This window comes from Desulfotignum balticum DSM 7044 (assembly GCF_000421285.1).
Taxonomy (GTDB): Bacteria; Desulfobacterota; Desulfobacteria; order Desulfobacterales; family Desulfobacteraceae; genus Desulfotignum; species Desulfotignum balticum.
Genome location: NZ_ATWO01000001.1, coordinates 2,579,738 through 2,603,852, shown reverse-complemented (window position 1 = coordinate 2,603,852; position 24,115 = coordinate 2,579,738). Strand labels below are relative to the sequence as shown.

The following is a 24,115-nucleotide window of genomic DNA, read 5'->3' as shown; positions in this document are numbered from 1 at the left end:
CGGTATTGATATGATAGAAAAGGTTTTTTTACAACACAGGTGCCTGGTATGTTAGAAAAAATAATTTCCGGCGGCCAGACCGGTGCGGATCAGGCGGCACTGGATGTGGCGCTTAAATACAATATTCCCTATGGCGGATGGATTCCTAAGGGAAGAAAAACCGAAGCCGGCCCTCTGCCGTCACGATACCGGTTGTCGGTCATGCCGACGTCTGATTACCGGGACCGGACCCTTCAGAATATTCTGGACTCCCAGGGAACGGTTATTTTGTACCACGGCCGCCTCATGGGCGGATCCAGACTCACCCGGGAACTGGCAAAAACCCAGAAAAAACCCTGTATCTCCGTTAACCTGGTCACCCATGATCCGTTTGAAGCGGCGGTGATGCTTCAATCATTTGTGGAGGAACGAAAGATCGGTGTGTTGAATGTCGCAGGCCCCCGGGCCAGTCATGATCCGGACATTTATATGGATGTCAAGATGGTTCTGGAGATTCTGGTGTACCTGCTGTTTCTGGACAAAGCGCTTACCTGGCCCCATGGCATGGCGTTGGATGTGGACCCGGTTTTCCCGGATTCCGTGGATGCGGCGGTCGATCAGGTCATGTCGGATCTGTCCCTGAAATCAAAAACCGCTGTGGCAAGGCTGGATCCGTCGGATATTCAGACCGTGTATTTCTCCTGGGTGGATGCCCTGCGGTTCCGGCTGGGTCTGGATACCGGAAACACGGCCCTGGTGGATGCCTGCCAAAGGGATGCAGATGTGCCTTATTTTACAATTGAAGATGCGGTCATGGTCATTGGCAAAGCGGTGAAATCCGCCTGTGAACAGGCCTGCCGGCTGCGGGTCGTTCAATGATACCCATCCGGGACAACCAGGTGTCCGACTGTGTTCCTGTGGTCACGTATGGATTGATGGGTATCAATTTGCTGGCCTGGCTGTTTCAGACCCAGGCGGGACCGGCCAGTGAGACCTTTTATTATCTTTATGGACTGGTACCGGCCAAGTACACGATTCACGAGATGTCTCGGCATTTTTCCGGGTTCAACCAAGTGTATTCTTTGTTCACTTACATGTTTCTGCATGGGGGATTCTGGCATCTGCTGGGAAACATGTGGTCTTTGTATATTTTCGGGGACAATGTGGAAGCCCATTTCGGTTCGTTGCGTTTTCTGGGGTTTTACGTGCTGTGCGGACTGATTTCCGGGGCATTTCATTTTTTTCTCAATCCGTTTTCCATGGTCCCCACCATTGGCGCCAGCGGGGCCATTGCCGGTGTCATGGGCGCATATTTCATGCTGTATCCCCGGGCTAAGATCCTGACACTGATCCCCATCATCATCATTCCCTGGTTTGTTGAAATACCCGCATTCATATTTCTGGGGTTCTGGTTTTTGATTCAGTTTCTGAACGCTGCCGGTGAAGGGGCCGGAGCCGGGATTGCCTGGTGGGCACATATCGGAGGATTCATCGCCGGGCTGGTGCTGGTGAAACTCAACCGCCAGGTTCCCGGAACCGGCGCCCGGCAGAAAATTCAACAGTACACCCGAAAACAGCACACCCCGAAACTTCAGACCATACTGGCCACCCCGGCTTCCGATGAATCGGATCTGTACGGCACCATCGAGGTGTCGTCTCTGGAAGCGTTGACGGGTACAAAAAAATTGATCACCATCCCCTGGGGGTTTTCCAAACCCTTGTACCGGGTCACCATTCCCCCCGGGGTGAAACAGGGAAACCGGCTGCGCCTGGCCGGCATGGGCCGGTCATTGCCTGGAAAGCCCAAAGGAGATATGTTTTTAACCATACGGATTAAAAATGCGATTTAAATCTTTGAGCATAAAACTGTTGATGATTTTGGGTGCGATGTTCCTGGTTCTTGCCATCGTGGCCGTCAACCTGCCCATGGTGGCCCAGTGGTTCATTGAATATCGGTATGGAGCGGTGCTGTCATCACAGCACGTGCAGTTCAAGGTGTCGCATGTGGGAAAAAACCGGACACTGATCTCTGACTTAAAATGGGGCAAAGATATGTCAGCGGACCTGGTATCGGTGTCGTATGCGTTTGACGGCTGGGGTGTGCCGACCCTCAAACACCTGACTTTGTCCGGCCTGACAATCAATGCGATGTATGATTCGGAGCAAGGAGTTTTAATCGACCCTGTTTTACAGGGCAGCCCGACTTCGGAGCCGCCTCATTTAAAAGATAGTGCATCAGTAGATTTCAAAACCAGGGCTGCATCCTATGTTTCGTATCTGCCAAAACAGATTGAAATAAACAATGCCCGGCTGATACTGAAAATGAATCAGGACGTCACAGTGATCCCTTTTAACGGCGCCCTGGCAATGAACAAATCTGATCAGCAGATGGTGTGTGAAGCAAAATTTTATCCCTTTGGTCAGCAGGTGACGTTGGAAACAAGGGTTCATGCCGTGGGAGGCCTGGAAACATTTCATCTCAACGCCCGGGCCTTTGATTTTGATCCCCTGGTTGATTTTCTGACTGTCAAAAAGAGCCCATGGTCCGGGATCACGGACTGGTCTGTGGAAAAATTGACCCACAATACCTGGCAGATAGAATTGTCAGATATGATCATGTCAAGGCCCGATGGAATCAAAATTCCCCATGCCGTGGCCCGGATTTTAAAAGAGCCTCATCAGATCACCGTGCTGGGAGAGATGGGCGTGTCCCACCCGGATTTTTCCGATTTGACCGGGTCCGGCCGGGCCCAGGTGATGCTGGATGCTTCCGGATTCGGTATCCGGGATGTGAACCTGACCTGGGAGACCCGGCCCATGGAAAAGCTGGCGTTCCGGCACACCGATGTTACCGGCGTGGTGGAGCAGCCGTTTGCCGCATTGTCACTGCATATAAAGGATCATGCGGTTGATGGAAATATGACGGTTTCCTTTTCACAAACCCATATTGAAAAGCAGGGCTGGCAAGGATCTTCGGGTCAGGGGTCGGTTCAGTCCGATATTTTGGGCGATTGGAATGCCGGTCCCCTGACCTTGGACCTGACATCCCGCCTGTCCGGGATTCATATGCATACCCAAGACGGGGATGTCCGATTGAACCGATTGGATACAGCAGGTAGGGTTTCCATGGATATGACCGACGGACTGCCGGGCAAAGGCAGTATTTACAGGACCGAAAAAAAAGTCGTTCAGTTTGACGGCACGTTTCAGATGCCGGAGTCCGATGCCATGACCATTGCGCTCAATGGAACCGCCGGTCTGGATCCCGGCATTTTTGGACACGTGACTGTCAAAACAAACCGGTTCAAGGTGTCACCGTCCCAGTTTGAAAAGATCATGCCGCAATCCTTGTTTCCGGTTGAATATGATCTGGATGTTCTGGTATCCGGATTTGCGGAATGGAAAAATCATCACCTGTCTACAGGAGGGGATCTGCGTATTTATGACGGGTCTGTGTCTGTGCCGGATCAGAATTTGACACTTGAACAGATTCAGGGGCACCTCAAATTCAATGATCTTCTGGCACCGGCATCGGTTCCCGGCCAGCAGATGACCATTGCCCGAATTCAGGCCGGTGATTTCAAGGCAACGGATGCAGTCGTGCGTTTCACCCTGGAAAAAGGGCCTTTTCTGCTGCTGGAGAATTTGCGGGTCAACTGGGCCGGCGGCCTGGTGTCCACGGAATCTTTCCGAATGCCTTCGGAGGATCAATCCGTGGACCTGACCCTGTATTGTGATCGGATTCAGTTGAATCAGCTGCTGGCACAGATGGGCGGATTCGACGCCCAGGGAAACGGGAGTCTGAACGGCCGCATTCCCGTGAAGTACAAAAACGGGGAGATCTCGTTTGACAATGCATTTTTATTTTCAACCCCGGGGCAGGGGGGGCGGATAGTGATCCGGAACCCTGAAAAGCTGATGGCCGGCGTTCCCATGGATTCCCCCGGATTCAGCCAGCTGGATCTGGCAGGAGAGGCGTTAAAAGATTTTGAATATACCTGGGCCAAACTCACGTTTACCACCCAGGGGGACACATTGACAGCGAACATGGAACTGGACGGCAAACCCGGCCGGATACTGCCTTTTGTCTATAAAAAAGATATCAATTCGTTTGTCAGGGTGGATGCGAAGAGTCCGGGTTCCCGATTCCAGGGGATTCAGCTGGATGTGAACCTGACGGTTCCTTTCAACCAGGTGGTGACGTTTGGCAACAAGATCCGGAAACTGTTAAATTAAAAGGAGAGATGATGATCCTGATACCCCGTTTCATTTTACTGGTATGGATGGTTATGATGTTCAGCGGATGTCAGACCCGCCATGAAGTGGATGTCAAACCTGTGGAGGTCAAGCCCATTCACATCACCATCGATGTGAATATCAAGGTGCAGAAGGCATTGGATGATTTTTTCAGCGACATCGATGCCCAGGAAGACGAAATCATGGAAGAACTGGAGGAGAAGAAAAATGAGGATTAAACAATGGGCCCTATATATGATCATTGGCATTGCAGCTGTGCTGACACTGGCCGATTCCGTGCCGGCCCAGGGAATCAAGGAACGGATGAAAGAACGGCTGCCCGTGATTGCACAATTGAAAACCCAGGGAATTGTGGGTGAAAACAACCGGGGATACTTAGATTTCGTGGGCAATGAAAAAACCCATGAAGCCCTGATCGCCCAGGAGAACCAGGACCGGAAAACCGTGTACGCCCATATTGCCAAACAACAGAACACCTCACTTTCGGTTGTGGAAAAGAACCGGGCCCTGCAATTGATAGAACGGGCCGCACCGGGCACGTATGTCCAGATGCCGGACGGCACCTGGGTCCAGAAATAACCGGATCGATCTGATGGCGGAAGGCTATTCCGCCATCAGATGTGTCAATTGGTTGTGGATGCAGTAGTAAATATCTTCATCACTGCCGTAAACATCGATCACATCCTTGTGGTCAATCAGTTTTTCCACCACAAATGCGGTCAGATACAGGCTGGCAATATTGGGGTTGGCAACCAGGGTGCGGAACGGGGCGACCGTGTAATCGATGTCAAAATCCTCTGACTTGATCAATGTGTCTAAGCAGCGGATGATCTGATTTTCGATGGCGGATTTGCTCACGGTTTCAATGAGCCCGCTCTCGATCAGTTTCATGGATACTTTGTTGGCAAAAAATTCGATATTGTCCCGGATCGCATTCAGGGTTTTGATCCGCTCTCTTTCTTTGGATGATTCAATTTTGGAAAGGAGTTTCGCCTCTCTGTTTCCGGAATAAAAAATTTTAGCCATGATATATCTCCTTCCCTCTGCATCGGGTTTTTTTGTATTTTTTGCTAATCGATTATTATATTTATAAATCGGGTATTTGGCAAGGAAAAATCTGTATATCCCTTGATGAATTTATGTGTGGGGGCTGCATATTGAACGAGGTTTTGGGTTTTATGCATACAAAACAAAAAGGGCGTTCAACGAATATCGTTGAACGCCCTTTCAAATGTGGTGCCCAGGAACAGAATCGAACTGCTGACACGGGGATTTTCAGTCCCCTGCTCTACCGACTGAGCTACCTGGGCGTGAACAGCAAACGAATGGGTTTATATGTTTTTTGTCCGGGGATGTCAAGCAAAAAATAAAACTTTCATGATGGCGCTACATATCTCCCAGTCGGTGCTGGATCAGGGCGGCCCCGCACAGGGATGCAGTTTCCGCCCGCAGGATTCGGGGTCCCAGAGAATAGGGGATAAATCCGCTGGCAGATGCCCGGTTGATCTCGGATTCTGAAAAACCCCCTTCCGGTCCGATCAGCACCAGGGTCTGATTGCGGCCTTTACCGGGCATAAGTTGAGACAATGAGTCACCTCCTTGTTCCCAGAAAGCGATGCAATGATCAAAGTCTTTGGCCATTGCCAGGATGCGGTCAAATGTCATGGGAAAAGAAATCTCCACAACCCGGCTTCTTTGGCATTGTTTAATGGTTTCGTTTGCGATGGTCTGCCAGCGCTCCATGCGCCGGTCCAGGGCTTTGGCATCCGGTAAAGGGATGGAGCGTTCACAGAAAAAAGGAATCCACCGGGTAATGCCTATCTGGGTCAGGCCCTGGATGACATCATCCATTTTCTGATATTTGAGCATACCGGTGCAGACGGTGAGAACAAGCGGGGATTCGGTTTGAGACAGCCGGGTATCCATGATTTCCACGGTTACCTGTTCCCGGTTGCAGTCAGTGATCCGTCCGGAAAAATCGGTTCCCATACCGTCGGTGAGACTTAAGTGATCACCTCTGGAAAGACGCAGTACCCGGGTGATATGCCGGGCGTCAGACCCGTCAAGAATAACCCGGTTCTCACGAATGGAACCCCCGGGGATTAAGAATTTCTGCATTCATTCACCTTGTGTCTGTTTTTTGTCAAATCATACGGGGTCTTGTGGAAAAAAACAATCCTTGTTCCAGACGTTCGGGGTTTAATATGTTGACACCCGAAGGACACTTTGATAAATTTTGCTGGTTTGGATCTATAATGATCCGGTTAATTTTTGAAAAAATGAGAGGGTGTCATGGTCGGTGAAACAAAACAGGATGATCCGATAATTGAATTGACGGATGTGGTGGAAGATGGCGAAGACATGGAAGATATCTTGTCGGATGATACCTTCTCAGAGGATGAGATCCCGGATGACAGCTTTGATGACAACGCTATTGAACTGACGGATATGGAAGAGGTCAGTGATATTGAGATGGATATCGAAGACATCGAGTCTGAAGATCTGTTACAAGAGGATCCATCCGAAGAAATGCCGGTTTCTCAGGAACAGATCGAGGCGGCACTGGAACGGGTGATCGAAAAAAAGTTTGCCCAAAAAATTGAACCGCTGCTTTTTGATACAATGGAGCGGGTAATTTTACAGGAAATTCAAAAAATAAAGACCGCCCTGTTAAAAGACATGGATCGCATGGGTCCGTTTTAACGGCAGGGATACATTGACGTAACAAATTCTGGGGATTCATTTACGGGTCCCCTTTTTCATTAATATGGGTATTTAGGAGCAGATTATGGGTTCGGATTCTCTGGACAAAGGGTATGAGCCGGCAGGGATTGAAGAAAAATGGTATCAATTCTGGCAGGACAACGGATTTTTCAAAGCAGAAGATACCAGTGACCACCCGCCTTTTTCGATCGTTATTCCCCCGCCCAATGTTACCGGTGTTCTTCATATGGGCCATGCCCTGAACAATGTGATCCAGGATATCATGTGCCGATACCGGCGGCTGCAAGGATATAATGTGCTGTGGATGCCGGGCACGGATCATGCCGGTATTGCCACCCAGAATGTGGTGGAACGGGATCTGGCGGCCCGGGGGAAACATCGGGATCAGCTGGGCCGGGAAGCCTTTATCGACGAGGTCTGGAAATGGAAGGAAAAATCCGGCGGTGCCATTATCAATCAGCTCAAACGGCTGGGCGCGTCCTGTGACTGGGACCGGGAACGGTTCACCATGGATGAGGGGCTGTCCGATGCCGTGCGCAAGGTGTTTGTAAGGCTGTACAAGGAAGGGCTGATATATGAAGGCCAGTATATCATCAACTGGTGCCCCCGGTGTTTCACAGCCCTGGCGGACCTGGAAGTGGAATATGAGGAACAGGATTCCTACCTGTATTATGTCCGGTATCCGTTCAAGGGCCAGAAAAAAGGACTGACCGTGGCCACGACCCGGCCGGAGACCATGTTTGGAGATACTGCGGTGGCCGTAAATCCGTCAGACGATCGGTTTACAGATCTGGCGGAGACACATGTACTGCTGCCCCTTACTGACCGGGTGATTCCCATTATCCGGGATACGTATGTGGACACGGCGTTTGGTACCGGAGCCCTGAAAGTGACACCGGCCCACGATCCCAACGACTTTGATCTGGGGGAAAAACACGGGCTGGATCGGATCAAAGTGATCGATGACAAAGGATTGATGACCGAGGCGGCCGGACCGTTCCAGGGACTGGACCGGTTCGAATGCCGGACCCGGGCCGTCCAGGCCCTTGCAGATCAGGGGCTGCTGGAAAAGAAAGAACCTTTGAAAAACAGCGTGGGAACCTGCTACCGTTGCCGGACCGTGGTGGAACCGGCATTGTCCAAACAATGGTTTGTCAAGGTCAAGCCCCTGGCGGAAAAAGCTACGGAAGCGGTCCGGTCCGGGGATACCCGCATCATCCCGGACACCTGGTCCAAAACCTATTTCGACTGGATGGACAATATCAGGGACTGGTGTATTTCAAGGCAGATCTGGTGGGGCCATCGGATTCCGGTGTGGAAATGCCCGGCATGCAATCATGTGATGGTGGAGGAAACCGATCCGACAGGCTGTGCCGTGTGCGGGTCCAAAAACATCGTCCAGGAAACCGATGTGCTGGACACCTGGTTTTCCTCGGCACTGTGGCCTTTTTCCACCATGGGATGGCCGGAGGAAACCCCGCTGCTCAAGACGTTTTATCCCACCAGTGTGCTGGTCACAGGTTTTGATATTCTGTTTTTCTGGGTGGCCAGAATGATGATGTTCGGTATCCATTTCAAGGAAGAGGTGCCGTTCAAAGACGTCTACATCCATGCCCTGGTCAGGGATGAGCACGGAAAGAAAATGAGCAAGTCCAAGGGCAATGTCATTGATCCGTTGAAAGTGATCGATCAGTACGGCGCAGATGCTTTTCGGTTCACCCTGGCGGCGTTTGCAGCCCAGGGCCGGGATGTGAAAATGTCTGAATCCCGGGTGGAAGGATACCGGCATTTTGTGAACAAATTATGGAATGCGGCCCGGTTTTCATTGATGCACATCACTTCCGAAGACAATGCGTTTGAGGATGACAACTTAACCTTATGGGAACGCTGGATTCTGTCCCGGTCAGCTGCGACATCCCTGGCCGTGAAACAAGGAATTGAAAATTACCGGTTCAACGAAGCGGCATCTGCTGTTTATCAGTTTGTGTGGCACGAATTCTGTGACTGGTTTATTGAAACGGAAAAACCGGCCCTGTATGAAAAACAGGGCGGGATTCGAAGAAACACGGCCCGGGCGGTGCTGGCAAAGGTGCTCAAGGATACCCTGGTGATGCTGCATCCGTTCATGCCGTTTGTCACTGAAGAGATTTATCATCTGCTGCCCGCAACGGAAGGCTCGGTGATGCAGGCGGAATTTCCCTATGCAAAGGATACCTACGCCCGGTACAGAAACGAGCCGGTTGAAGCGGACATGGCCTTTGTGTTTGATTTGATTTCCGGTGTCCGGAACATCCGGAGCGAAATGAACATCCAGCCATCCATGAAAATCAAGGTGCTGGCCCACACGGAAAATGAAAAAGAAAAATTGCTGATCGTGGAAAACAAGGCGGTGATTTCCACATTGGCCACCATGGAACGCCTGTCTTTCTGTGACCTGGAAAATGTGCCCAAAGCCTGCGCCAGTTCCGTGAACGGCAACACCACTTGTTTTGTATCCCTGGAAGGGGTGATTGATTTTGAAAAAGAGATCCTTCGCCTGGAAAAAGAACTGGAGAAAAATACCAAGGAACTGGTCGGGGTTCAGAAACGCCTGGGAAATGAGAGTTTTCTGGAAAAAGCCCCCCAGGAAGTGATCGACAAGGTCCATGCCCGGCATGCCGATTTAACGGAAAAAAATGAAAAACTGGCGGCCAACCTTCAACGTATTCAGGAAATGGCATAACCCATGGACATGATCCAACAGATTATCGCGCTGGCCCTGTTTGAGGATTCCGGGCTCGGGGATATCACCTCGGAAAGCATTTTGCCCGAACCCCGAAAGGGACATGGTGTGATTGTCGCCAAACAGGATTGTATTCTGGCAGGAACGGATGTGGTCCGAAAAACATTCAAGATGGTGGACCCGGAAGCGACCGTTCGATTTTTTTTCCAGGACGGCGATGCTGTTTTCAGAGGGGAGGACGTGCTGTCGGTGGAAGGAGATCTGTTGTGTCTGCTCAAAGCGGAACGGGTGGCGTTGAATTTTTTGCAGCGGCTGTCCGGTATTGCCACCTTGACCCGGGAATATGTGGCAGCATTGAAGGGCGCTTCCGCCCGGCTCACCGATACAAGGAAAACCACGCCGGGATGGCGGCACCTGGAAAAAGAGGCGGTCCGGTCCGGCGGCGGCCATAATCACCGGTTTTCCCTGTATGACGGTATTCTGATCAAAGACAATCACATTGCCGTGGCCGGCAGTATTTCCGCGGCCGTTCAGGCCGTGAAAAACCGGACGTCCCATTTGATGAAAATTGAAGTGGAGGTCTCAACCATGGATCAGGTGGACCAGGCCCTGGCAGCGGGTGCGGATGTGATCATGCTGGACAACATGTCAATAAAGGAGATGGCGGCGGCTGTGACCCGAATCCACGGCCGGGCCCTGGTGGAAGCATCAGGCAATGTTTCCGTGGAAACCCTGAAGGAGATTGCAGATACCGGCGTGGATGTGATTTCCTGCGGGGCACTGACCCACCAGGCCCGGTCGGTTGATTTGAGTATGCGTCTTTTTTGACGGGCTGAAACGTCAGTCGTCGTAAGTCAGACAGTTCCGCCCGTTTTCCTTGGACCGATACAGGGCCTGGTCCGTGCGGCGGATAAAAGAGGTAACATCTTCACCGGGTTTAAGTTCACTGGCACCGATGCTGACGGTGATGGATCGATGAACTCCGGGTTCCGGTTCAAATACCTCCTGACCAATGAGTTTTTGGATGCGGCGTCCCACCACACAGGCTTTTTTAAGATCGGTTTCCGGTAAAAGGACGGCAAATTCTTCACCGCCATATCGATAGGGCGTGTCCATGGACCGCATGCAGGCATTGATGATACGGCCGATGGCCATCAAAACCTTGTCTCCTTCCAGATGGCCCCAGGTATCATTATAATGCTTGAAATGATCGATATCCAGAATCAATAGCGACAAATGATGTTGATATCTTTCATTTCTTTCAGTTTCCATTTTGATCTGCCGGAAAAACTGGCGGGAGTTATACAGCTTGGTGAGCGCATCAGTGATGGCCAGGTGTTCCATTTCCTTGAGCAGCAGGTTATGTTCCCGTTTGAGCCCCGCCTCCCGCAACACCCGTTTGATACGCAGGTCCAGCTCTTCAAAACGAAAGGGTTTGAAAATAAAATCACTGGCGCCGGTTTTGACGGCTTCTTCATATGAATAATCCGCATTGTAACCGGTCATGACCATGACTTCCAGGTCATATTTTTCTTTGATGATGCGGGTCAGCTCCAGGCCGTCCATACCCTGCATCATGATATCGGTGAGCACCACATCCACCGGAGATGTCTCCAGTTTTCCCAGGGCTTCTTCCGCACTGGAAACAGCATCCACCTGATAGGAAATCAGGGTAAGATATTCGCTCACCGAGTCTTTGACAGCGTCGTCGTCATCAACAATTAGAATCTTGTGTGTCATATTTTCTCCCGGGGCAGGGGGGTGGTCATATGGGGTGATCTTGACACTTTTTTCTACAATTGATACATGTATCAAAAAAAATAAATTTAGCCTATATTAAAGATAATTGTCAACTTTTAGTTTGGAGCACCGTTGAACATTCACCAGAAACAGATCCGAAATTTTTCCATCATCGCCCATATCGATCATGGGAAATCCACCCTGTCGGACCGGCTGATTCAATTGACCGGCATTGTTTCCGAACGGGATATGAAAGAACAGATGCTAGACACCATGGACATCGAGCGGGAACGGGGCATCACCATCAAATCCCAGACCGTGTCCTTGCCCTACACGGCTGAAGACGGCACCGAATACCTGTTGAATCTTATTGACACACCGGGGCATGTGGATTTTTCCTATGAAGTGTCCCGGGCGCTGAAATCCTGTGAAGGCGCTCTGATCATTGTGGATGCCACCCAGGGCGTAGAGGCCCAGACACTGGCCAACCTGTACCTGGCCATGGAACTCAACCTGACCATCCTGCCGGTGATCAATAAAATCGATCTGCCGTCCGCAGAAGTTGAATGGGTGAAAAATCAGATCGAGGAGGATCTGGGTCTGGACGGTGAAAACGCGCTGCAGGTTTCCGCCAAGACCGGGCAGGGGGTGGATCAGCTGTTTCCGGCGGTTGTGGCAGCCATCCCGCCACCGACTGTGGACAAGGATAACCGGTTCAAAGCCCTGATTTTTGATTCCCATTATGATTCTTTCCGGGGAACCATTGTCCATTTCCGGATATTTGACGGCACCATCAAAAAAGGGGACACCATTTTGTTCATGCAAAATGACTCCCAGTACAAGGTGGAGGAAGTGGGATTGTTTCAGATCAAGCGGATCCCCCAGAAAAGCCTGTATGGCGGCCAGGTGGGGTATCTGATTGCCGGGATCAAAAATATTTCCGATGTCAAGATCGGGGACACCATCACCATGGCGGATCGGCCCTGTGCCAGACCCGTGGGCGGATTCCGGGAACCCACCCCTGTGGTGTTTTCTTCCATGTACCCGGTGGCATCTGATGATTACGCGGAACTCACCGAAGCACTGGAACGCCTCAAACTCAATGATGCATCCCTGATTTATGAAAAAGACAGTTCCGCAGCACTGGGGTTCGGTTACCGGTGCGGGTTTCTGGGACTGCTTCACCTGGAGGTGGTACAGGAGCGCCTGGAAAGAGAATATGACATTTCTTTGATTCTGACCTCCCCCTCGGTGCAGTATGAGATCACCACCACGGACGGTCAGGTGAATATTATCGACAACCCGGTCAATTATCCGGACCCGGCAGAAATCTCCAAAATCCGGGAACCTTTTATCAAGGCCACCATTATCGTGCCCGACCGGTACATGGGAAATGTGATGCAGGTGTGCCATGAATTCAGAGGCGTGAGCAAAACTTATCAATACCTGACTTCCAACCGCATGGAAATGAAATTTGAACTGCCTCTGGCCGAAGTAGTGTATGAATTCTACGACCGGCTCAAATCGGTCACCCAGGGATACGGGTCTTTTGATTATGAGATTGCCGGATACCAGGAAACCGATCTGGTGAAGCTGGATTTTCTCATCAATGGAGAGCGGGTGGATGCCCTGTCCATTCTCATTCACAAAGACAAAGCTGAGGCGCGGGCCAGGATCGCCTGTAAAAAACTGCGGGAGGAAATTCCCCGGCAGCAGTTCAAAATCCCCATCCAGGGGGCCATCGGCGGGAAAATTATCGCCCGGGAAACCGTTTCCGCGTTTCGAAAGGATGTGACTGCCAAATGTTATGGCGGAGATATTTCCCGGAAACGCAAACTGTTGGAAAAACAGAAAAAAGGCAAAAAACGCATGAAAATGGTGGGGTCTGTGGAAATTCCTCAGTCCGCGTTTCTGTCCGTGCTCAAGTCCGAATAGGGGGCCGGCACCGGGCCAGGATGTGGGCAAACAGCCGGGCCCGGTCCTTCAGGCTCTGCTTGATGATATATTCTTCCGGACTGTGGTCGTTTCCGCCCATGGGACCCAGTCCGTCAATCACCGGAATTCCGGCCTGGGCAATGATATTGGCGTCGGAAACCCCCTGGCGCCATTCCGGGATGACTGAAATCCCCAGCTGTTTGCCCAGAGATTGAATCTGCGTGAACAAGGCCATGTTGACCGGTGTTTCCGGCATGGCAGGTCGCTGGGAAATCCAGGTCATTGTGGTCCGGGTCCCGGGAGTGACGGACCCTGCCATGATCTGATCCAGCGCATGGGTCAGGCGGGTTTTGTCCGCATCCGTGGTGAATCGAAAATCCACGGCAGCCCGGGCATGGGAGGGGACTGTATTGGGTCCGATGCCGCCGGTCACCCGTCCGACATTGGCGCTGACCCCCTGATCCGGACGGTGCAGCGCTTCAATGGCAATGGTTTTGTGGGCCAGTTCCAGGATGGCACTGGCCTTGTCAGGACCGGCAAATGCCGCATGGCCGGCTTCGCCTTCCACATCGATTTGAACCGACAGGTTGCCTTTCCGGGCCACCACGATTTCTCCTGCAAGCCCCCCGGCTTCCAATACCAGTCCCATGCTGCTTTCCCTGGCCAGATCGAAAATCAATTGTCTGGAGGAAGGGGATCCGATCTCTTCGTCGGCATTGAACACGAACACAATGGGGGGCATATCCGGACACTGGGTTTCAATCAGGGCTTTGATGGCAAACATTCCCATCACCAGTCCGCCTTTCATATCTGCGGTGCCGGGTCCATAGCAACAGGTGTCGTCTTCCGAATACGAGGTGAAATCCGTATCCGCCGGAAACACAGTATCCATGTGGCCGGTGATCAGCACCGGTTTTTTTTCCGGGTCCGTGCCCGGATGCCGTGCCACCAGATGATCGCCGTAATCGGTCTGGACAATGGGCTGACAGAAAAAACCCATGGTTTCCATTTCCAGTTGTATGGCGCGGCAGACACGATCCACGCCGGGTTTATTTCCTGTGCCGCTCTGGATATTGACCAGGGCGGCCAGAAGTCCGCACATTTCGGTGGCATGGCAGGTCAGCCAGGTAAGAACAGGGTCATTGTTTTGTTTTTCACGCATGTGATTTTTCTTTCTTTTCAACATTGGAAACATTTAAAAAAATACCCATGTAAATCCTTGCGTATTTCGGGCAGACAATCAAGATCTTTCCTTTAAGGCTCTTTTCTTTTAAGTGTAAATAAGGTAAAAAAAACCTGTCAAGCTGAACTTGACAATAATTTTGTTACAGGTTTAAAAAAATAAAAGGAGACTTATCCCGATGGACTATGAAACAATTTTGGTGGACATCAGGAATCACGTGGGGGTGATCCGGTTGAACCGGCCAAAAGTACTCAATGCCATGAACCGGCAGTTGTGGACGGAAATGATGGATGCGCTGGAAGCGCTGGGGCAGGATGATCAGGTCAAAGCGTTGATTATCACCGGAGAAGGCCGGGCCTTTTCCACGGGGGCGGACTTGAAGGATTCCAAAGGCCGGACCATTGAAGCCTATCGCCAGTATCTGGAATCCCTGCAGGAAGCGTCCAGAAAAATTCTGCGGTTTGAAAAACCCACCATTGCCGCCATCAACGGATATGCCCTGGGGTCCGGTTATGAACTGGCCCTGGCATGTGATATCCGTATTGCCGCGGCCGAAGCATTGATCGGGTCTCCTGAGGCAAAAGTCACCTCATCGGTCACCGGCGGTGCGTTCCGCCTGGTTCAGGACCTGGTGGGACCGGGCAAAGCCAAGGAACTGCTGTTCACCGCTGAAAACATTACCGGGGAAGAAGCCTGCCGCATCGGGCTGGTGAACAAAGCCGTGCCCCTGGAACAGCTCATGGACGAAGCCGTTGCCATGGCGGATAAAATCTGCGCCAATTCCGCGTTTTCGTTGAAACTCATCAAAAAGGGCCTGGCCATGGCCGCCGGTGAAGTCAGCCTGGAAGCCCTGATGGATTATGAAATCGAAGCCTGCCTGGCCTGCGTATCCACCAAGGAACGCCAGACATCTCTGGATGAATTTGCCCAGCGCAAAAAATAAAGGAAGGAACTCATGCTGGAACATGTATTGAATGCAAGATCCGTCGCCATTATCGGTGCATCCAAAAACAAGACCAAACGAGGCTATCAGGCCATTAAAACCCTTCTGGCCGACGGGTATGAAGGGGAGATCTATCCGGTCAATCCCAAGGAAGATTCCATTCTGGGATTGAAATGCTATAAAGATATCACCGACATCCCGGAGAAGGTGGACCTGGCGTTGATCACCACCCCGGCCAGAACTATTCCCAAAATACTGGAAAACTGCGGTGCCAAAGGCGTGGCCGGGGCCGTGATTATTGCCGGCGGATTCCGGGAACTGGGAGAAAAAGGGCGCGTTCTGGAACAGGAAATGGTGGATGCGGCCAAAGCCAATCAGGTCCGGCTTATCGGTCCCAATACGTCAGGCATGATCAACCTGAAATCCCGCATGAACCTGGTGGGTATTCAGGATCCCCCCGAGGGCAGTATCGCTTTGCTGTGCCAGAGCGGCAACATGGCCCTGACCCTGATCACCGAAGCCACCATCCGCAAACACGGGGGATTCACCTATTATGTGGGCGTGGGCAATGAATCGGACATCAAGTTTCATGAATATCTGGCGTTTTTCCGAAATGATCCGGACACCAAAGCGATTCTCATGTATGTGGAAGGCATGAGCCAGGGGCGGGAATTTCTGCAGGAAGCATACAATACCAGTATTGAAAAGCCCATTATCCTGCTCAAAAGCGGCCGGTCCGCCAAGGGCAGAAAATCCGCCGGATCCCATACCGGGTCTTTGGCCGGCATGGGCCAGGTGGCCAAGGCCGCATATGAACGGGCCGGGATTATTGTGATCGAAAACTCGGATGAACTGTTTCCCGTGGCTGAAACCCTGTCCAGCCAGCCGCCGGTGAAAAACAATGCCATTGCCGTGCTGGCCGACGGCGGGGGCCATGCCACCATTGCCGCAGACCTGTTGACCGACTATGGTATCGAACTGGCGGATCTGTCGGAAAAAACAAAGGAAAGTCTGAAAAAAATTCTGCCGGAAGCCGCGTCTGTGGTCAATCCTGTGGATGTGGCCGGCGGCACGGATGCGGATCCCAGCATTTTTGCGGATTGTGCCAAGATTCTGCTCAAGGATCCGGCCGTGGGAGGGCTTCTCATGGTGGGACTGTTCGGCGGATATGGGATCCGGTTTGAAAAAAGTCTGGCCATCGGCGAAGAACAGGCCGCCCATCGCCTGGGCGCCATGGGCAGAAAACGCAGCAAACCCATTTTCGTGCACTCGCTATACAGTGCCTACGATTCCCATGCCCTGGACCTGTTGCGCCACTATGATATCCCGGTGCATGATTCCCTGGACATCGCCTGCAAGAGCATGGCCTGCCTGTGCACTTATGGGAATTATCTGAAAACCTATCACGCCAAGACCAATTTTGTGTTCAACTGGCGGGAAAAAGCCAAACCGGAAGGGAAAGCCATCATTCAGGCCGCCGTGGATGAAGGCCGTCATGTGCTGCTGGAGCATGAAGCCAAGCAGCTGATCAAACTCCACGGTGCCCCCACATCTGTGGGAGGAATGGCAAAAACGGCGGACCAGGCTGTGGACATCGCCCGAAAGATCGACGGCCATGTGGTCATGAAAATCGTATCTCCGGATATTTTGCACAAAAGTGATGCCAACGGCGTGATGCTCAATATCGGGGATGACTCCCAGGTGAAGGCCGCGTTCGATATTATCATTGAAAATGCCCGGATATACAATCCCAAAGCAGATATCAGAGGGGTGCTCGTAGCGCCTATGGCGGCAAAAGGTCTGGAAGTCATTATCGGCACGAAAATCGACGAACAGTTCGGCCCGGTGATCATGTATGGGCTGGGCGGTATCATGGTGGAGATCATGAAGGACGTGACCTTCTGGGTGTTACCGGTATCTCCGGCGTCGTGCAAGAAAATGATCGAAGATACCCGGTCATCGGTCATTTTGAGCGGGGTGCGGGGGCAGAAAGGCTATGACAAAAAAACCTTGCGTAAACTGCTGGGTATTTGTTCGGAACTGGTGGAGTCTTACCCTGAAATCCAGGAAATGGATTTTAACCCCATTATTCTGTATGAAAACGGCCTGGATGTGGTGGACGCCAGAATTATCCTGAAAAAATAGGTTTACAAAAAAATATGGAGACGTTAAATTCTTAGACTTAGAAGTACAAACGTCCGTTCAGGCAACTGCGTCAGGGTGCGGGGCAGAATTTCGCATCCTGCACACAATTCTAATCAAACTTTTTTATGGAGGTTTAGATGAAACGATTACTGGTATTGGCAATTACGGCATTTTTCGGCATGATCCTTTTTTTCGGGTCCGCTCCGGTACAGGCGGAACAGACCTTTGTCACCATCGGAACCGGCGGGGTCACCGGGGTTTATTATCCCACCGGCGGCGCCATCGCAAGATTGGTGAACAAAGACAGAAAAGTGCATGGAATCCGTTGCTCTGTAGAAAGTACCGGGGGATCCGTGTACAACCTGAATACCATCCGTGCCGGTGAGCTGGATATGGCAGTGGCCCAGTCCGACTGGCAGTACCATGCGTACCACGGCACCAAGGGTACCCCGTTTGAAGCATCCGGTCCGGACAAGGACCTGCGGGCCGTATTTTCCGTGCATCCCGAACCTTTCACCGTGGTCGCCAGAAAAGATTCCGGCATCAAGACCTTTGCAGACCTGAAAGGCAAACGGGTCAATGTGGGAAATCCCGGTTCCGGCCAGCGCGGTACCATGGAAGTGGTCATGGATGCTTTGGGATGGACCATGGATGATTTCAAACTGGCGTCCGAGCTGAAACCCGCAGAACAGTCCGCTGCGTTGTGTGACAACAAAATCGACACCATCATCTACACCGTGGGCCATCCCTCCGGCTCCATCCAGGAAGCCACCACGTCCTGTGATTCCATTCTGGTACCTGTAGAAGGCCCTGCCATTGACAAGCTGGTGGCGGACAACGCCTATTATCGGAAAGCCACCATTCCCGGCGGCATGTACCGGGGCACGGATACCGACACCATAACGTTTGGTGTGGGCGCGACCTTTGTTTCTTCCGCCAACGTGCCGGAAGAGGTGATCTATCACGTGGTCAAGGCGGTATTTGAAAATTTTGACGACTTCAAAAAACTGCATCCGGCATTTGAGGTGCTGGTAAAAGAAGAAATGGTCAAAGACGGTCTGTCCGCCCCGCTGCATGACGGTGCGGTCAAATACTACAAAGAAGCCGGCCTGATGTAATCTATTGTCGGATCTGACAGACAAACGTGCAGCGCAGTTCATGGCGCTGCACGTTTGTTTCTGTTTCTGTGCGGTACAATCCTTAATTTTCGAGGAGGCCTTGTCACCATGACTGCTGCAAAAAAGCAAGCCGTGCCGGATGATGTGCAGGACTTTGTGGCTGAGGTGGAATCCGGTGCCAGAAATCCGGTGGGTGCGGTTCCCAAAAAGATTCTGTTCTTTGTCCCTTTGATCTGGACCCTGTTTCAACTCTGGTATGCATCTCCGTTGCCGTTCATCTTTAATGTTTTTGTGATCAACGATACGGAAGCCCGGTCCATTCATCTGGCATTTGCCATGTTTTTATCCTATACCGCCTATCCGACATTAAAATCGTCGCCCCGGGAATATATTCCCATACAGGACTGGTTTCTGGCGCTGGTGGCCGCTTTTTGTTCAGCGTATCTGTTTATTTTTTACGAGCAGATGTCATCCCGGCCCGGACTTCCCACCAATCTGGACCTGGTGGTGGGCGTGGTCGGCCTGATACTGCTTCTGGAGGCTACCCGGAGAGCGTTGGGACCGCCGCTGATGGTGGTGGCAACCGTCTTTTTGATCTATACTTTTTTCGGGCCGTACATGCCGGATGTCATTGCCCATAAAGGGGCCAGCCTGACCAAAGGCATGTCCCACTACTGGCTGTCCACTGAAGGCGTGTTCGGCGTGGCTTTGGGGGTATCCACGGGCATGGTGTTCATGTTTGTGCTGTTCGGCTCGTTGCTGGAATCTGCCGGGGCAGGCAACTATTTCATTCGTACCGCCTTTGCCGGGTTAGGCCATATGCGGGGCGGACCGGCCAAGGCGGCCGTGGTATCATCGGGCATGACCGGCCTGGTGTCCGGATCGTCTATCGCCAATGTGGTCACAACCGGGACGTTTACCATTCCGTTGATGAAAAAAGTGGGGTTTCCGGCGGAAAAAGCCGGTGCCGTTGAAGTGGCCGCTTCAACGAACGGTCAGCTTACCCCGCCGGTCATGGGCGCGGCCGCGTTTCTCATGGTGGAATATGTGGGCATCTCCTATGTGGAGGTGATCAAGCATGCATTTTTACCGGCCATTATTTCCTATATCGCTCTGGTGTATATTGTCCATCTGGAATCCTGCAAACTGGGGCTCAAGGGCATGGAAAAACCGGTGACAAAGACCGCTATGGGAAAGATTCTCTCATTTGTACTGACCATTTTAACGCTGATTATTCTGGGCGGCGGGACCTATTACGGCCTGGGATGGATCAAGACCATGGCAGGCGATGCGGCCATCTATTTTGTGGTGCTGCTGATTGTGGCTGCCTATCTGGTTCTGATCTGGGTGGCCTGCCGGGTGCCGGAACTGGAATATACCCATGAAATCACCAAGCTGCCCAAACTCGGAGAAACCGCCCAGGCCGGATATTATTTTCTGCTGCCCATTGTGGTGCTGATGTGGTGTCTGACCGTGGAACGGCTGTCCCCGTCTCTGTCTGCTTATTATGCCACGGTGGTGCTCATTTTCATCGTTTTGACCCAGCGGCCGTTAAAAGGAATCATCCGCAAAAACAGTGCCCCGGAATTTGCCTTTAAAATGGGATGGGACAACCTGATCGACGGCATGGTGGCCGGCGCCAGAAACATGATCGGCATCGGCGTGGCCACGGCTGCCGCCGGCATTGTCGTGGGCACGGTGACCCTCACCGGTATCGGTCTGGTCATGACCGCGTTTGTGGAATTCATCTCCGGCGGCAACCTGCTGCTCATCCTGTTGTTCACCGCCGTTATCAGCCTGCTGCTGGGTATGGGCCTGCCCACCACGGCCAACTATATTGTTGTCTCCACTCTGATGGCACCGGTCATTGTGGAACTGGGAGCCTTGAACGGGCTGGTGGTCCCGCTGATCGCCGTGCACCTGTTTGTGTTTTATTTCGGCATTCTGGCAGATGACACGCCGCCGGTGGGGCTGGCGGCGTTTGCTGCGGCCGGCATATCCGGCGGTGATCCCATCCGGACGGGTATCCAGGGCTTTACTTACGATATTCGCACAGCCGTGCTGCCTTTTTTCTTTATCTTTAACACCGAACTGCTCATGATCGGGATTCAGAACTGGGTTCATCTGTCTATTGTCATTGCATCCGCTGTGGCTGCGATGTTGATTTTCGGGGCTGCCACCCAGGGGTACTGGCTGACAAAAAGCCGCTTTTACGAGACTCTGGCCCTGCTGCTGGTGACGTTCACGTTGCTGCGGCCCGGATTTTTCTGGGATAAAGTATATGAACCCTATCATGAAGAACCCGGCATCTATTTGCTGGAAGCCATGGAAAAGCAGGATGAAAATACCATGATTCACCTGGTGGTCAAAGGTGAGACCATGGATGGAGATGAATATACCAAGGCCATGATGCTTCCCGTGGGAAAAGAAGGCGCACCCGAAGACCGGCTGCGGGAGGTGGGGTTTGAGGTGATGGAAGAAGACGGCAAAATGATTGTGAACAACATGATGTTCGGCAGTAATGCCGAGCGGATGGGCATTGATTTTGATCAGGAAATTGTATCGGTGATGATGGAGGCGGACCGACCTCCCAAGCAGCTGATGTTTTTTCCGGCCCTGGCGTTGCTGGGTCTGATCTATTTTCTGCAAAAACGCCGGCAGACACCGGATGAAGCATCCCGGCTCAAATTAGAATAGGGGGATTTCATGTTCAATAAAATACTGGTGCCTGTGGATATCGATTACCCCAAGGCATCCAAGGCTGTGTATGACAATGCAGCGGAACTGGCTTCCCTGAGTGGGGCCCAGATTCGGATTGTGTCGGTGATGCCCGGATTTACCATGCCCATTGTGGCGTCCTTTGTCACTGAAGAGATCAAAAAGGAAGCCCGGGCCCATTTTCAGAAAGCACTGGATGACTTTGTGGCGGCAAACTGCAAAGGGGCCAATGTCTCCTACAAAGTGCTGGTGGGAAAACATTATGAAGAAATTCTGAAAATGGCGGACAAATGGGGGGCGGATCTCATCGTGGTATATCATAACCGGAACAGAACCGTGAATGAGGCATTTTCCAGCACCTGTGCCCAAAGGGTCGTCAAAGAGGCCAATTGTTCGGTGCTGCGGTTGAGAAATCTGCTCAAATGACCGGCCAGATCCTGAAATGACCCGCACGGTGCCGGTGTCCTGTCCCATGGACTGTTTTGACCTGTGCCGGTTTCTGGTCACAGTTTCAGACAACCGGATCATGGATATCAAGGGCGACCCTGCCCATCCGTTGACCCGGGGCATCATCTGTTCCAAGGGCCGGGATCTGATACAGCGGCATTCCCATCCGGAGCGGCTGCAGCATCCCATGGTTCGGAAAAAATCAGGATTTGTACGTACAACTTACAACGAGGTGCTGGACCTTGTGGCCACCACCCTGACGTCTGTTCATGAGCGCTGGGGACCTGCCGGGGTGCTCAACTATGTCAGTGACGGATATGGGGGAGCGAAAAGCCGGGTCCAGTCCATTTTTTTCAATTGCCTGGGCGGGGACACCCGGTTTACCGGCAGCCTGTGCTGGGGTGCGGGTATGGCGGCCCAGACCTTTGATTTCGGAGATGTCCGGGGCCATTTGCCTGAAGATATTCTTAATTCCGATCTGGTCATTGTGTGGGGTCGAAACCCCAAAGCCACCAGCCTGCATTTTTACACCCTGCTCAAACAGGCTGAAAAAAATAATACCCGCATTGTTGTCATCGATCCCATTCAGTCAGACACGGCAAAGTCCCTTGGTACCCATGTAGCGTTGAAACCTGGCACGGATGCGGCCCTGGCATTGTCCATGGCCCATGTCACTGTCACGGAAAACCGGTATGACCGATCTTTTGTGCAGGACCACATCCTAGGGTTTGACCGGTTCTGTCAGTATCTGGACCGGTTTGATCCGGAAACTGCATCTCGCATTACAGGCGTATCGCCGGATACCATCCGGAAACTGGCCCGAGAATATGCTGCAGCCCGGGCCCCGGGTATCTGGATGGGATATGGCCTGCAGCGGTATGCCAGCGGCGGGAACACGGTGCGGTGTATTGATGCCCTGGCTGCGGTGTGCGGCCATGTGGGAAAGCCCGGCACCGGTGCCAATTACGCGGCCCGATCCCTGGCTCCGTTGCTGAACCGGCCGGAAAAAAACAGCAAAGCCCATGTCACAGCATCCCGGACCTTTCCGGCCCCCATGCTGGGACATTTTTTGCAGACCGTGGATAATCCCCCCATTGCCGCCGCATTCGTGGCCGGGGGCAACCCCTTGAACCAGAGCCCGGATCTCAATGCGGCGGTCCGCGGTTTTCAGCGCATTGCCTTTAAGGTGGTGTTTGACCATTTCATGACGGACACAGCCCGGCATGCGGATCTGGTGCTGCCGGCCGCCACGGTCTTTGAGCAGGATGATCTGTTTGCCACCTCCATGTATTCCCATGTGCTCAATTATTCGAAAAAGGTGGTGGACCCGCCGGATACCCTGATGCCGGAAACCGATTTTTTCCTGGCCCTGGCAAAGCACATGGGTATTGATACGCTGGGGTTTGCCTCTTCCCGGGAGTACCTGGACCAATGTGCGGCCCCGCTGCTGGAAAGCTTAGGAAAAGATTCGGACATGGATCTGGATACCCTTGCCGGTGAATACCTGCGCATTCCCGGTCATGACATCCCCTGGGCAGACAAAAGATTTGCCACCCCGTCTCAGAAAATAGAAATTTTCAGCCGAGCTGCTGAATCTGCCGGGCAATCGCCGCTGCCTTGTTTTATCAACCCTTCCAAAGGGGAGGATCGTTTTCCTTTGCGGCTGCTCACCTGCAAAACTAAAAGGTCCATGCATTCACAAGCGTTTGTGTTTGAAGACCGGAAACCGGCCGTATCTGTGAACCGGAAAACCGCACAGAATTTTGGCATCTTTGGGCTGGAAAGGGTGTGCATCGCAACCCGGCAGGGAGAGGTGACAGCCAGGCTGATTTTGGATGAGGCGGTGTGTGACGGCACCGCTTTCATGCACCAGGGGTGGTGGCATAAAAGCGGTGCCGTGAATTTTCTCACCCATGCGGGTCTATCGGACATGGGGGAGCAGGCCGCGTTTTACGATACGTTCTGCACCCTGTCATCCATTTAAAACAGCGTGCATGGGTTTCAAAACTGACAATTTGCGAAAACCTACTCCACCCGGTGCCAGGTCTGGGTCCGGGAAATGAAAAGAAAACTGCCCTGGACCTTAAGTTCGTCGCCTTTCTGTAACTGGTCATCGGAAAAGATTCTGTCGCCGATATATACATGGAAACCTGAATGGGTACCATAAATCTTCTATATCTGATCCGGAAAACTGGCGCCGAAGG

General features: G+C 52.2%; 19 protein-coding genes and 1 tRNA gene. 15 read left to right on the top strand and 5 right to left on the bottom strand.

Features of this window, described 5'->3' with window-relative positions; genetic code table 11:
* The first annotated feature begins 48 nt into the window (after positions 1-48).
* The 5 genes from K365_RS0113025 to K365_RS0113005 are packed head-to-tail and all read left to right on the top strand — an operon-like array spanning position 49 to position 4,815.
* The gene (locus K365_RS0113025; protein ID WP_024334914.1) at positions 49-858 is read left to right on the top strand and encodes a putative molybdenum carrier protein; all 810 of its coding nucleotides are present in this window, start codon (positions 49-51) and stop codon (positions 856-858) included.
* Complete coding sequence (locus K365_RS0113020; RefSeq protein ID WP_024334913.1) at positions 855-1,829, top strand: rhomboid family intramembrane serine protease; 975 nt, start codon at positions 855-857, stop codon at positions 1,827-1,829. The genes K365_RS0113025 and K365_RS0113020 overlap by 4 nt, the downstream gene beginning before the upstream one ends.
* Positions 1,819-4,215, top strand: coding sequence for an intermembrane phospholipid transport protein YdbH family protein (locus K365_RS26640; RefSeq protein ID WP_024334912.1), 2,397 nt, complete (start codon positions 1,819-1,821; stop codon positions 4,213-4,215). Before K365_RS0113020 ends, K365_RS26640 begins: the two co-directional genes overlap by 11 nt.
* An 8-nt stretch (positions 4,216-4,223) precedes the next feature.
* Positions 4,224-4,454 (top strand): YnbE family lipoprotein, encoded by a 231-nt coding sequence (locus K365_RS0113010; RefSeq protein ID WP_337833240.1) that lies wholly within the window; start codon positions 4,224-4,226, stop codon positions 4,452-4,454.
* A complete protein-coding gene (locus K365_RS0113005; RefSeq protein ID WP_024334910.1) occupies positions 4,444-4,815 on the top strand; it encodes a YdbL family probable chaperone protein in 372 nt (123 codons plus the stop codon). Before K365_RS0113010 ends, K365_RS0113005 begins: the two co-directional genes overlap by 11 nt.
* A gap of 24 nt (positions 4,816-4,839) precedes the next feature.
* On the opposite strand, the gene K365_RS0113000 is transcribed toward K365_RS0113005, so the two are convergent.
* From K365_RS0113000 to K365_RS0112990, 3 genes are all read right to left on the bottom strand, one after another.
* A complete protein-coding gene (locus tag K365_RS0113000) occupies positions 4,840-5,262 on the bottom strand; it encodes a hypothetical protein (protein WP_006964887.1) in 423 nt (140 codons plus the stop codon).
* Positions 5,263-5,470: 208 nt separating this feature from the next.
* Positions 5,471-5,546 (bottom strand) — tRNA-Phe (locus K365_RS0112995).
* Between the two features lie 76 nt (positions 5,547-5,622).
* Positions 5,623-6,354 (bottom strand): RsmE family RNA methyltransferase, encoded by a 732-nt coding sequence (locus K365_RS0112990; RefSeq protein ID WP_024334909.1) that lies wholly within the window; start codon positions 6,352-6,354, stop codon positions 5,623-5,625.
* A gap of 174 nt (positions 6,355-6,528) precedes the next feature.
* Between K365_RS0112990 and K365_RS0112985 the strand changes: the two genes are divergently transcribed.
* The 3 genes from K365_RS0112985 (at position 6,529) to nadC (ending at position 10,510) form a co-directional block, all read left to right on the top strand.
* On the top strand, positions 6,529-6,939 hold the full coding sequence (locus K365_RS0112985) for a hypothetical protein (RefSeq protein ID WP_024334908.1): 411 nt from the start codon (positions 6,529-6,531) through the stop codon (positions 6,937-6,939).
* An 85-nt stretch (positions 6,940-7,024) separates the two neighbouring features.
* A complete protein-coding gene (locus tag K365_RS0112980; RefSeq protein ID WP_024334907.1) occupies positions 7,025-9,682 on the top strand; it encodes a valine--tRNA ligase in 2,658 nt (885 codons plus the stop codon).
* Between the two features lie 3 nt (positions 9,683-9,685).
* Entirely contained in the window at positions 9,686-10,510 is an 825-nt protein-coding gene (gene nadC, locus K365_RS0112975; protein ID WP_024334906.1) for a carboxylating nicotinate-nucleotide diphosphorylase, read from the top strand.
* Positions 10,511-10,522: 12 nt separating this feature from the next.
* Here nadC and K365_RS0112970 read toward each other — a convergent pair whose 3' ends face one another.
* Positions 10,523-11,422 carry a GGDEF domain-containing response regulator gene (locus K365_RS0112970; RefSeq protein ID WP_024334905.1) on the bottom strand — a complete coding sequence of 300 codons (900 nt, stop codon included), beginning with the start codon at positions 11,420-11,422 and terminating at the stop codon, positions 10,523-10,525.
* Positions 11,423-11,554: 132 nt separating this feature from the next.
* Here K365_RS0112970 and lepA point away from each other — a divergent pair, with 132 nt between their 5' ends.
* A complete protein-coding gene (gene lepA, locus K365_RS0112965; protein WP_024334904.1) occupies positions 11,555-13,357 on the top strand; it encodes a translation elongation factor 4 in 1,803 nt (600 codons plus the stop codon).
* Here lepA and K365_RS0112960 read toward each other — a convergent pair.
* Positions 13,344-14,519, bottom strand: coding sequence for a M20 family metallopeptidase (locus K365_RS0112960; RefSeq protein ID WP_169432950.1), 1,176 nt, complete (start codon positions 14,517-14,519; stop codon positions 13,344-13,346). The genes lepA and K365_RS0112960 overlap by 14 nt on opposite strands.
* 199 nt (positions 14,520-14,718) lie before the next feature.
* Here K365_RS0112960 and K365_RS0112955 point away from each other — a divergent pair, with 199 nt between their 5' ends.
* The 6 genes from K365_RS0112955 to K365_RS0112930 all read left to right on the top strand — a co-directional run bounded on the left by K365_RS0112955 (position 14,719) and on the right by K365_RS0112930 (position 23,895).
* The gene (locus K365_RS0112955; RefSeq protein ID WP_024334902.1) at positions 14,719-15,483 is read left to right on the top strand and encodes an enoyl-CoA hydratase/isomerase family protein; all 765 of its coding nucleotides are present in this window, start codon (positions 14,719-14,721) and stop codon (positions 15,481-15,483) included.
* A gap of 12 nt (positions 15,484-15,495) precedes the next feature.
* Entirely contained in the window at positions 15,496-17,628 is a 2,133-nt protein-coding gene (locus K365_RS0112950; protein WP_024334901.1) for an acetate--CoA ligase family protein, read from the top strand.
* A gap of 137 nt (positions 17,629-17,765) precedes the next feature.
* Complete coding sequence (locus K365_RS0112945; RefSeq protein ID WP_024334900.1) at positions 17,766-18,746, top strand: TAXI family TRAP transporter solute-binding subunit; 981 nt, start codon at positions 17,766-17,768, stop codon at positions 18,744-18,746.
* Between the two features lie 108 nt (positions 18,747-18,854).
* Complete coding sequence (locus K365_RS0112940; protein WP_024334899.1) at positions 18,855-21,443, top strand: TRAP transporter permease; 2,589 nt, start codon at positions 18,855-18,857, stop codon at positions 21,441-21,443.
* Positions 21,444-21,452: 9 nt separating this feature from the next.
* On the top strand, positions 21,453-21,890 hold the full coding sequence (locus K365_RS0112935) for a universal stress protein (protein WP_024334898.1): 438 nt from the start codon (positions 21,453-21,455) through the stop codon (positions 21,888-21,890).
* A 16-nt stretch (positions 21,891-21,906) separates the two neighbouring features.
* Entirely contained in the window at positions 21,907-23,895 is a 1,989-nt protein-coding gene (locus K365_RS0112930; RefSeq protein ID WP_024334897.1) for a molybdopterin-containing oxidoreductase family protein, read from the top strand.
* The last annotated feature ends 220 nt before the right edge of the window (positions 23,896-24,115 follow it).